The organism is Pseudocitrobacter sp. 73 (assembly GCF_008369545.1).
GTDB classification, from domain to species: Bacteria; Pseudomonadota; Gammaproteobacteria; order Enterobacterales; family Enterobacteriaceae; genus Pseudocitrobacter; species Pseudocitrobacter vendiensis.
Genome location: NZ_VTZO01000073.1, coordinates 1 through 11,102, shown reverse-complemented (window position 1 = coordinate 11,102; position 11,102 = coordinate 1). Strand labels below are relative to the sequence as shown.

Below are 11,102 nucleotides of genomic sequence, written 5' to 3'. Positions count from 1 at the left end.
TCTCCCGGCGCACACTGTATTTATATACAGTATTATGGATTTCAGGAATGAATCAAGCCACTTTTCACGGAGAAAGAAAAACGCGTTGAAGTGTAGAGGAATTTAATTTGCCCGCTATTTGTTGCCCTCAGGCGGAGCAGCAGGCGGCATGTACCAGTTCTCTTTGGCAACCATCACCGTCCCCTCAGGCTGCATCACAAAGTTTGGCGACATAATCTGCACGTTGAATTCGTTAAAGACATCCTGAATATTGCTAAACAGTGTGTTTCGGGCGGCGGCAAGCGACTGGCCCGGCTGCAATCGCACCTGAAGTTCATAGGCAATATACCAGTCCATCAGGCTCAACTGGCGCACCAGTGGCGCGATAGTCAGGTCAATCCCTTTTGCCCGTTTTGCCGCCAGTTCCAGCATCGCATGAACCTGACGCCAGGGCATGTCGTAACCGATCGTCACACCCACGGTTAAGTTGATACCACCATCCGCACTCTGCACGCTAAGGTTAGTGATTTTTCCACTCACCACCACCGCGTTGGGAACGGTCACTACGTAATTTTCACGGGTGATAATTTTTGTCGCCAGCATACCGATTTCACTGACCAGACCTTCATTATCCGCCACTCGAATGACATCGCCTTTACGTAGCGCGCGTGAATAAATCAGCACTAACCCGCTCATGGCGTGGTTCATCACGCCCGCCGAGCCTAGCGTGAGCATTAACCCAAAGAAGACGCTAATCCCTTTAAAGGCCAGCGAGTTCGCCCCTGGCAGGAAGGGATACGCCGCGGAAAGCGCAAATAACCACACCACGACCGAAATCAGTTTGCGGGTTGCCCCGACGGTTTCTGGATGAATGCCTGGAAGTTGCAACCGCCCTGCTTCAACCTGATTGAGCACCATTTTCAGCAGTTTCAGAATGAATGCCGTAATCACAAAAATGATCAGAACAATCGCTAGTCCCGGCAAGGCGGAGACTATCGACAGGGCAATCTCACGCACGACGCGTACGGACCAGTCACCCAATGATTCCCCCCAGACGCGCGTCCAGGGGAACAAACTGAATACCCAGCGCAGCCAGGCATACAACGCAACAATGCCTAACATCACCATCAACACCGCATAAAGTCGCGTTTCGATAGCGCCGGTAAAACGTCGCCAGCGCTGGGGGAGCCAGCTTCGATTCTCTATGATGCGCCGACGGTAATAGCGTCTGACTACGCGCCATGAGCGATAAGCGCCATACCAGAACACCACCAACCCCAGCAGTCCGCCAACCGTTTTCACTACCGACAGCGCCAGCCAGCCGCTGTCATACTGATCGCGCAGCGCCGTGCGTTGAGCTTCCATGCGCGCCAGCACCCGCTGTGCAGCCTGGTCGAGCGTGAGATCGTCACCTTCGTCCAGATCGCCTTGCGTCAGAAGCATTACCGATTTGCCGTTCATCACGATAAGCCTTCCCTGCTGGTTATAACGAACGACAGGAACAATCGTTAATGCCGACTGAACGTCGGCATGGGTAAAGTTACGCAGCGTACGGTGGATGCGCAGCACCCGTTCTTCAGGCGTGGTGAGGCCAAATTTGGCCTGCAACATGACGATGGGTTGATGGAAGATATAGACCGTCCGTGCGCGTTCCTGTTGCGTCGGCTCCTGGCGGGGCTCCGCCGCATGAGAAAAAAACACCAGCGAGGGGAAAAAGCAGAGTAATACCGCGAGCAGTACCCTTTTCATATCTGCCACCGGGACACGAGGATTATCGTTTTAATTCAAAAAGCCAGCGCACCGGCCGTTCGTCTTTTTTCAGCATAGACCAGCCGCTCACTCGTGCAATAGCCTCAGGAATAGAACATCTCGTTGAAATCGAAAATCGATAAAAAATACAATTAAGAAACAATCAATTAACAAAAAAATAAACGTTATTTGCCAACTTCCTTGTTATTCCAGCCACCTTGTCTAATGTAAACAGTGAGTTAATTTTTATTTAAGATTTTTCTAAAGATACATTTTCTGAACTTTCATCGACTGCTGCTGAGTCATTAAAAGAATGAGGCTTGCAATGAGATTGAAACCGATAGCCAGAGGATTGGCCCTGGCTGGCTTATTATCCACGTTCATTATTCCGGCCTACGCCGATGTCAGCCAAAAGGACGCGACCTCGTCCACGAAGAACGCTAACGACCAGCTCTACAACCAACTTCCCTTCTCCGATAACACCGATTTTACCGACGCTCACAAAGGCTTTATCGCCGCACTGCCACAAGACGTTATCAAAGGTGAACAAGGGAACGTTATCTGGAACCCGCAGCAATACGCCTTTATCAAAGAGGGTGAAAAGGCCCCAGACACCGTTAACCCGAGCCTGTGGCGTCAGTCCCAGCTCATCAATATCAGCGGCCTGTTTGAAGTCACTGACGGCGTGTACCAAATCCGTAACCTCGACCTCTCTAACATGACCATTATCGAGGGCAAAGAAGGTGTTACCGTCGTCGATCCGCTGGTTTCGGCTGAAACGGCGAAAGTCGGTATGGATCTCTACTTCAAAAACCGGGGGCAAAAACCGGTCGTCGCGGTTATCTATACGCACAGCCATGTGGACCACTATGGCGGTGTACGCGGTGTGGTTGATGAGGCCGATGTGAAGTCCGGGAAAGTCAAAATTTATGCGCCCGCCGGTTTTATGGAGGCCGCCGTGGCCGAGAACATCATGGCGGGTAACGTCATGAGCCGACGCGCCAGCTATATGTACGGCAACCTGCTGAAACCCGATGCTAAAGGCCAGGTCGGCGCGGGACTGGGAACAACGACCTCAGCGGGCACCGTCACCCTGATTGCCCCAACTAATATCATTGAAAAAGACGGGCAAAAAGAGGTAATCGACGGGTTAACCTACGACTTCATGCTGGCGCCTGGATCTGAAGCCCCTTCTGAAATGTTGTGGTATATCGAAGAGAAAAAACTCATCGAATCCGCAGAAGATGTGACCCACACGCTGCATAACACTTACTCCCTGCGCGGGGCTAAAATTCGTGAGCCGCTGCCGTGGTCAAAATATATCAACGAAGCGATCGTCCGCTGGGGCGATAAAGCCGAAATCCTGATGGCCCAGCACCACTGGCCGACCTGGGGTAATGAGAATGTCGTTAAGCTACTGAAAAGCCAACGTGACCTGTATCGTTATATCAACGACCAGACCTTGCGCATGGCTAACGAAGGCCTGACTCGTGATGAAATCGCCGCCAACTTTAAGCTGCCGGATTCACTGGCCCATACCTGGGCGAACCGGGGTTACTACGGTTCGGTGAGCCATGACGTTAAAGCCACTTACGTGCTCTATCTCGGCTGGTTTGACGGCAACCCGGCTACGCTTGACGAACTGCCGCCGGAAGAAGCCGCGAAGAAATTCGTGGAATATATGGGCGGCGCCGACGCCATTCTGCAAAAAGCCAAAACTGACTTTGATCAAGGGAATTACCGCTGGGTGGCACAGGTTGTCAGTAAAGTGGTCTTTGCCGATCCGAATAATCAGGACGCTAAAAACCTCGAAGCGGATGCGCTGGAGCAACTGGGGTATCAGGCTGAATCCGGCCCGTGGCGTAACTTCTATCTGACTGGCGCGCAAGAGCTGCGTAACGGCGTGGTGAAGGGACCGACGCCGAATACCGCCAGCCCGGATACCGTTCGCGCGATGACACCAGAAATGTTCTTTGATTATCTGGCGGTACACATCAACGGCGAGAAAGCCGGTAATGCGAAATCGGTATTTAATATCGACCTCGGCAATGACGGCGGTAAGTACAAGCTGGAGCTTGAAAACGGTGTGCTAAACCACACTGCCAATGCCGAAGCAAAAGATGCCGACGCCACCCTGACCCTCGATCGTGCGACCCTGAACAAGATCATCCTGAAAGAAGAGACGCTCAAACAGGCTGAAGATAAAGGGGACGTAAAAATCGCAGGCAACAGTGCCAAACTGGATGAAATGCTGGGCTATATGGATAAATTCGAGTTCTGGTTCAATATTGTGACGCCATAACCGACAACGCCCCGGTGACACGATCATCGGGGCGTTTTGTCATTTCAGACCGGGATTAACATTGGCGATGACTATTTTTCGGCAATATTAATAACCACCCGGCGATCCGCAGATAAACAGGTAATCAGTTGATTACCCGACTGCCCGTCACAACTGTTTCCGGTGACGGGATCACTTTCGCCTCGCCCTTCAGCAGAGATATTTTGTGCCGGAAATCCCTGGGCGATCAGTTCATCGGCAACGGCCTGGGCACGACGTGCTGATAGTTGCTGGTTGTAATCAGCGCTGCCAATACGATCGCTATAACCAATCACTACCGTTGTTTTATTGTTGGTTGGCTGCAAGCCTGGAGCATGAGAAAGCTGGTTGATTGCGGCTTTCCCTTGCGCAGAAAGCTGGGCTGAGTTGTAGCCAAACAGCACATCAGATTTGAGATTAAACTGCTGTGGTTCAGGCGCAGGCAACGGTGCGGCCACCGGCGCGTTAACAACAGGCTCATCATCATGCTGACCAAAACGGTATGAAATGCCTGCCGTTACCGAGCTGACATCACTGCTCACGCCGATCTGATTTGCATTCCCGACATTACTGACCCATTGATATTCTAAGCGCCCCGCCCAGTTTTTATTAAACGCATATTCCGTACCGACAGCCGCAAGCGGTCTGACTCCCGTTTCAAAGCGATTGTGCCCACCGATATTAGATTCTGCACGATACCCCATCGCTCCTGCCCGGCCATAAATATCCCATTTATTGGTTAGCCCGTAACTGGCTTTAAGAGACATCTGTAAGCCCTGGCTTTTCATCTTCGCCCCGGACGCGCCATGATTACCCTTAATTTGCATATTCCCCAGATAATCATATCCGCCTTCGACCGCTAACCACGGTGTAATCTGATAACCGGTAAAGACGCCGCCGCCCACATTATCGCGGTCAAAATCAAATTGGTCACCATTGTGCGCGTTATCAACTTGCCCCTGACTGGTATGAGAATCAAAATAGTGTGACCAACCAAATTTAGTACCACCGTACCAGGTGCCCGCATCCGCCGCTGCAAAAGCCGTTGAGGCCGTAAACGCATTGGCGATAATCAGAGTAATGAGAGTCTTTTTCATATATATCCCGTTATGAGCTTGCTTAAATTAACGCTGTATCTGTTTAAGTGCGCTCACAATAAATCCAAAATCCCACTCTGATAATCTATTTGTTGTTTATTTTTGGACAATGGCTCAACACGCCTCATCATTAAGATGCACAGGCTATCAAAAATTCTCCGGGAGATTATTAATCGCCGTCAGGTAACCGCCTCTTTTAAATGTGATATATTCACCTTTACTCAATGCAGAAATAACGTTCAAAATGCTACTGCGCGATAAGAGCGTTCGGTCCTGAATATACTCAAGGATAGAGGTGCGCATCCGCGTGGCATCGGGTAACAGAATCATCTCCAGTAAATGGCTGCGGATGACAGAGTATGTTCGCTGCTGCACCACCAGCGCGTCCCGATAAAAAAGATATGCCGTATGGTAGGAAAGTAATGCCGCGACGTCCGCCCACAGACCTTCTTTAGTAAAAATCTCGGTAGCCTTTGTTGCATCGACGCGCAACATTGTCGATTCGGTTTCAACCCGGAAAATATGTCCACGAACCGGTTGGATCATTTCTGCGATGCCAAAAAGATGCGGATCATAGACGGTAACAATAAGCAAGCCATCTGATGCCCGCAATATAGAGAGTTCCCCCTCCATAAAAATATAGAGCTGTTGCTTACCTTTATGCGTCCAGGTCATACGCTTGCGTGGCGGGATTAATACGCTTTCAGCGACAGGTGCCAGGGATGCCGTTAGACGTTGAATACTGGCTTCTGGTCGAATGGGAGACAATATATTCATTGTGTTTCCTGGTAATAATACTGACTGGAGTATAGCTTACCGCTACCTCTGTGCAATGCACTAAAAATGGCATTATCACTTACATCGCTGAAGGTCGGCAGAATTTATATTTAAACAAATTCTGTCCACCATCATGTCAGTGTTCAGCCTATACTGATGAGAATCTTTTTTTGAAACCCACCATTTCTCACACCAGTCACAATACACTGACTGAATATTCAGGCAAAAAAAATACGATGAAAAACGTCATTCTATTATTGACCGGCATAGCCGTTGCCTGTCCCGCGCACGCCGCAGGTTTATACCTTTATGAGATAGCGACTGAAGACACCGGGTTAGCTTCCGCCGGGCAAGCGGCCCGCGCGCAGGATGCCTCAACGCTCGCCGCTAACCCTGCCGGGATGACACGATTACCTGACCATATGGTGACCGGCGGCTTACAGACGCTTTATGGTGATGCAAATTACAGAATGGACAACGATGCCGGGCTACAGGGAAAAAGCCCGGGCAATATTATCGGATGGTTTCCCGGTGCCAGTGCGTTTTATACGCAAAAAATAAAGGATGATGTCACCGTTGGAATAGGTATGTACGGCAATTATGGCCTGGGCCTGGATTTCGGCAATTGGGCAGGATCGCGTTTAATCAGCAAAAGTACCTTAGTCGGGCTGACCATCAGTCCGGCTGTGGCCTGGAAAGTGAATGAACGTCTTTCAGTTGGCCTGGCACCCGGCATCAATTACGGTTATCTCTCCCTGACGCGTCAGGTTGATGGCCGGGACGAAAGACAGACAGACCACGACTGGGCGATGAATTATCGGCTTGGCATGCTGTTCGATATCACGAAACAAACTCGCGCGGGACTAACGTGGCAAAGTAAAACCGACTACCATTTTTCAATTAACGCCACCGCCCGACTGTCACAGGCTGGTAATACCGCCGACTTCACACTGCCCATTTCCGCACAGGTTAATGCACCACAGCAGGTAATGTTTAGTCTTGTTCATGATGTTAATCAGCAATGGTCTGTTATGGGTAACCTCGGCTGGCAGGACTGGAGCGCTTACGACACCAATCAAATAGCCATAAATGGCAGCCCGATTGAGCATAATAATCGCCTAAAGGATACCTGGCATACCGCATTAGGCGTGCAATACAGGCCAAATGAAAAATGGCGACTGAATACGGGTGTGGCATGGGACAGCAGCTTTTATCGCGCACAAAGCGATACCGCATTGACCATGCCTTCAGGGCAGGCCTGGCGATGGGGTATCGGCGGGCAATATCAAATTACGCCAAACAGTAACATTGGTGTCGCAGCGGAATACCTAAAAATGGCGTCAGCAAAAGTCTCTACGCCCGCCATCAAAGGTGAATTTTCTCACCCTTCAATTTTATTCTTAAGTGCTAACTACAGTTATACCTTTTAAACGGTAGAATATTTATTTTTAAACAATCTAACGTTATACCGTTTTTCTCGACAGTGATATCTTAATGGCTATTGAATATCTTAAGCCAATAAATTCACTCACATACTCAGGTGATTACTGACGTTCAATAACACGAGCGCATCGTAATTGCTCTTCTTTACTCGCATAAAACCACTCGTTGAGGATATATGAAACTCAATAAAATTACAGGCTATATGGTTTTAACCAGCCTGCTATCAACATCACTGTTTTCCTTTTCTGCTCTGGCACAGGAAAATGCTCAAGCGGCCACTGAACATACCAAAAGCGCAAATGAAGCACTTTATAATCAATTGCCCTTCTCTGACAATACAGATTTCTCCAACGCACATAAAGGCTTCATCGCTGCATTACCTTCAAATGTCATAACCGGTGATAAAGGAAATGTCGTATGGGATCCACAGCAATATGATTTTATCAAAGAGGGAACCAAAGCACCTGATACGGTCAACCCCAGCCTCTGGCGACAGGCTCAGTTAATTAATATTGGCGGGTTATTTAACGTCACCGATGGCGTGTATCAAATTCGTAATCTTGATCTCTCAAATATGACCATTATTGAGGGTAAAACCGGGATTACCGTTATCGACCCCCTCGTATCGGCAGAAACAGCAAAAGTCGGGATGGACCTCTACTATAAAAATCGGGGCAAAAAACCGGTGGTTGCGGTGATATTTACCCACAGCCACGTTGACCATTATGGCGGAGTGAGAGGCGTCGTCAGCGAGGCCGATGTCGCTAGCGGTAAAGTCAAAATTTATGCACCCGCCGGTTTTATGAAAGAAGCCGTATCGGAAAATATCATGGCCGGGAATGCCATGAGCCGCAGGGCAAGCTATATGTACGGTAATCTTCTGAAGCCGGATGTTAAAGGTCAGGTCGGTGCAGGGTTAGGCACCACAACATCAGCCGGTACGGTTACGCTCATTGAGCCAACAAATTATATTACTGAAACCGGGCAACAAGAGAATATTGATGGCCTGACCTATGACTTTATGATGGCTCCCGGATCTGAAGCGCCCTCTGAAATGTTGTGGTACGTAAAAGAGAAGAAAATGATTGAAGCAGCGGAGGATGTTACCCATACCCTGCATAACACCTACTCTTTACGCGGCGCCAAAATTCGCGATCCTCTGGCCTGGTCAAAATATATTAATGATGTTATCAACCGCTGGGGCGGTGATGCTGAGATTATCATCGCACAGCATCACTGGCCGACATGGGGTAATAATAACGTCGTTAATCTGATGAAAAGCCAGCGTGATATGTACCGTTATATCAACGATCAGACATTACGCCTGGCAAATAAAGGGCTCACGCGTGATGAAATTGCCGATAACTTTAAACTCCCTTCCGGGTTAGCCAATTCCTGGGCAAGCCAAGGTTATTACGGTTCCGTTAGCCACGATGTGAAAGCCACCTACGTATTTTATCTTGGCTGGTTTGATGGTAACCCGGCAACTCTCGATGAATTACCGCCTGAAGCTTCGGCGAAAAAGTTTGTTGAGTATATGGGCGGCGCCGATGCGATTATGCAGAAAGCGAAAGCCGATTATGCGCAGGGGCATTATCGCTGGGTGGCACAGGTCACCAGCAAAATTGTCTTTGCCAATCCAGATAATCAGGCGGCCCGCCATCTGGAAGCTGATGCGCTGGAGCAACTAGGTTATCAAGCCGAATCAGGCCCGTGGCGTAACTTCTACCTCACCGGCGCGCAGGAGTTGCGAAACGGCGTGGTAAAAGGCCCAACGCCAAATACCGCCAGCCCGGATACGGTTCGGGCAATGTCTCCGGAGATGTTCTTTGATTATCTCGCGGTACATATTAACGGTGAAAAAGCCGCCAATGCGAAAGCCATTTTCAACGTTGATTTAGGAAACGATGGTGGTAAATATAAGCTGGAGCTTGAAAACGGGGTGCTGAATCATACAGCAAACGTACAAGCAGATAATGCTGATGCGACAATTACACTTAATCGCACGACACTGAATAAAATTATTCTGCAAGAAGAAACGCTGAAGCAAGCCCAGACAGAGGGTGACGTGAAAATTACAGGAGACAGTGCAAAACTTGATCAGATGCTAAGCTATATGGATAAATTCGAGTTCTGGTTCAATATTGTGACGCCATAAAATCGAATGCCTTCTGCCAGAGACTGGCAGAAGGCATTTTTACGACTATTTACTGCTGCGGCGCGAGACATAATCCCGTTGCGTTTCGCCGGTATAAATCTGGCGCGGACGATAAATCGTCAGCGGCGACTGATGCATCTCGTTCCAGTGTGCTACCCAGCCCAGCGTACGGCCAACGGCTGCCACCACCACAAACATGGAGGATGGCAGGCCCATCGCTTTCAGGATCACCGCAGTGTAGAAATCCACGCTCGGCGACAGCCCATTTTCAACAAACCAGGGATCGGTCAACGCCACCTCTTCGAGTGCCATCGCTACCTGTAGCAGACTGTCGGACATCCCCTGCTCCTTCAGCACTCGATGACAGGTATCGCGCAGGATCGCCGCACGAGGATCCAGATTACGGTAGCGTGAATTCCCAAAGCCCAAACGGCGGAACGCCTGCGGATCCCGTTTCGCTTTACTGAGAAATGCAGGTACCTGTTCCACCGTTTCAATCTCTTCCAGCATGCGCATACTGGCTTCGTTCGCACCACCGTGCATTGGCCCCCACAAGGATGCCAGCCCGGCAGCAATGCAGGCGAACAGATTGGCTCCTGAAGATCCAGCAGCCCGAACCGTTGTCGTCGATGCGCACTGTCCGTGATCGGCATGCAGCACCAGAATCTGGTTCATGGCCTGTTCAATCACCGGATTAAGCTGATATTTCTCCGCGGGTATCGCAAACAGCATGTGCAGGAAATTGCCCGCATAGGAGAGATCGTTACGCGGGTATTGCGCGGGTTGTTCGATGCTAAATTTATAGCTCATTGCCGCCAGTGTCGGCATTTTTGACAGTAATCGCGTCGCCGCCAGCGCCCGGTGTTCAGGGTTTTCCACATCCAGCACATCGTGATAGAACGCTGCCAGCGCCCCCACCATGGCGCACATCAGCGCCATTGGATGTGAGTCGCGACGAAAACCGCTGCACATCTTTGACATCTGTTCATGCACAAGCGTATGCCGCGTAATGTTTTGCCGAAAGGTCTGATAACGGGATTCATCCGGGGCATGGCCTTCCAGTAAGATGTAAGCCACTTCCAGAAAATCGCACTGGCTGGCCAGTTGCTCAACCGGATAACCACGGTGTAGCAGAATACTTTTCTCCGTATCGATATAGGAAATCGCTGACTGACAGCCCGCAGTGTTAGAAAAACCGGGATCAAAGCCGCATAAACCAGACTGATTCAGCGCCCGAATGTCCATACCATCGTGCCCGAGCGTTGCTGACACGCGGTCCAGCATCACAGGCGCCTGCCCGTCCAAAGAAAGCGTTAGTGGTTTAGCACCCATCAGTAAGTTTCTCCTGTGCAATACGAAGCTATAACCTGAGGTAATGTTTCAGGCAGAAAAACCAACATAACCAGAGCGATGGGGTGATTCTTTGATGTAAACGGCTAAAACGACGATAAAACGTGCGATGGATAAAAAACGGAGGTTTTTTTATGGCTGCTTGTTCAAAAACTCAAAAAAAAGGTGCATTGAAGATACCTGCCTGCACATGAGATTGGCGGGGATAACTCCCATAAGCGCTAACTTA

Annotated in this window: 7 protein-coding genes; 3 read left to right on the top strand and 4 right to left on the bottom strand. The window is 49.8% G+C overall.

What is annotated here, in order from left to right; all coding sequences use genetic code 11:
• Positions 1–114: 114 nt before the first annotated feature.
• Positions 115–1,728, bottom strand: coding sequence for a mechanosensitive ion channel family protein (locus F0Q32_RS25675; protein ID WP_149465170.1), 1,614 nt, complete (start codon positions 1,726–1,728; stop codon positions 115–117).
• 325 nt (positions 1,729–2,053) lie between these two features.
• Here F0Q32_RS25675 and F0Q32_RS25670 point away from each other — a divergent pair, with 325 nt between their 5' ends.
• The gene (locus tag F0Q32_RS25670; RefSeq protein ID WP_149465169.1) at positions 2,054–4,030 is read left to right on the top strand and encodes an alkyl/aryl-sulfatase; all 1,977 of its coding nucleotides are present in this window, start codon (positions 2,054–2,056) and stop codon (positions 4,028–4,030) included.
• A 71-nt stretch (positions 4,031–4,101) separates the two neighbouring features.
• Here the strand turns inward: F0Q32_RS25670 and ompA are convergent, their stop codons facing one another.
• Both ompA and F0Q32_RS25660 read right to left on the bottom strand, forming a co-directional pair.
• A complete protein-coding gene (ompA, locus tag F0Q32_RS25665) occupies positions 4,102–5,145 on the bottom strand; it encodes a porin OmpA (protein ID WP_149465168.1) in 1,044 nt (347 codons plus the stop codon).
• Between the two features lie 147 nt (positions 5,146–5,292).
• Positions 5,293–5,922 (bottom strand): winged helix-turn-helix transcriptional regulator, encoded by a 630-nt coding sequence (locus tag F0Q32_RS25660; protein WP_149465167.1) that lies wholly within the window; start codon positions 5,920–5,922, stop codon positions 5,293–5,295.
• 236 nt (positions 5,923–6,158) lie between these two features.
• On the opposite strand from F0Q32_RS25660, the gene F0Q32_RS25655 reads away from it, so the two are divergent.
• Together F0Q32_RS25655 and F0Q32_RS25650 are read left to right on the top strand one after the other, a co-directional pair.
• Complete coding sequence (locus tag F0Q32_RS25655) at positions 6,159–7,352, top strand: OmpP1/FadL family transporter (protein WP_149465171.1); 1,194 nt, start codon at positions 6,159–6,161, stop codon at positions 7,350–7,352.
• A 215-nt stretch (positions 7,353–7,567) separates the two neighbouring features.
• A complete protein-coding gene (locus F0Q32_RS25650) occupies positions 7,568–9,523 on the top strand; it encodes an alkyl/aryl-sulfatase (protein WP_370516907.1) in 1,956 nt (651 codons plus the stop codon).
• A gap of 45 nt (positions 9,524–9,568) precedes the next feature.
• Here the strand turns inward: F0Q32_RS25650 and F0Q32_RS25645 are convergent, their stop codons facing one another.
• The gene (locus F0Q32_RS25645; protein WP_149465165.1) at positions 9,569–10,855 is read right to left on the bottom strand and encodes a citrate synthase; all 1,287 of its coding nucleotides are present in this window, start codon (positions 10,853–10,855) and stop codon (positions 9,569–9,571) included.
• Between the last annotated feature and the right edge of the window lie 247 nt (positions 10,856–11,102).

Bases quoted from the DNA above. Each gene is read 5' to 3' on its own strand.
- F0Q32_RS25675 (WP_149465170.1), bottom strand. From the start codon at position 1,728: ATGAAAAGGGTACTGCTCGCGGTATTACTCTGCTTTTTCCCCTCGCTG.
- F0Q32_RS25670 (WP_149465169.1), top strand. From the start codon at position 2,054: ATGAGATTGAAACCGATAGCCAGAGGATTGGCCCTGGCTGGCTTATTA.
- ompA (WP_149465168.1), bottom strand. From the start codon at position 5,145: ATGAAAAAGACTCTCATTACTCTGATTATCGCCAATGCGTTTACGGCC.
- F0Q32_RS25660 (WP_149465167.1), bottom strand. From the start codon at position 5,922: ATGAATATATTGTCTCCCATTCGACCAGAAGCCAGTATTCAACGTCTA.
- F0Q32_RS25655 (WP_149465171.1), top strand. From the start codon at position 6,159: ATGAAAAACGTCATTCTATTATTGACCGGCATAGCCGTTGCCTGTCCC.
- F0Q32_RS25650 (WP_370516907.1), top strand. From the start codon at position 7,568: ATGGTTTTAACCAGCCTGCTATCAACATCACTGTTTTCCTTTTCTGCT.
- F0Q32_RS25645 (WP_149465165.1), bottom strand. From the start codon at position 10,855: ATGGGTGCTAAACCACTAACGCTTTCTTTGGACGGGCAGGCGCCTGTG.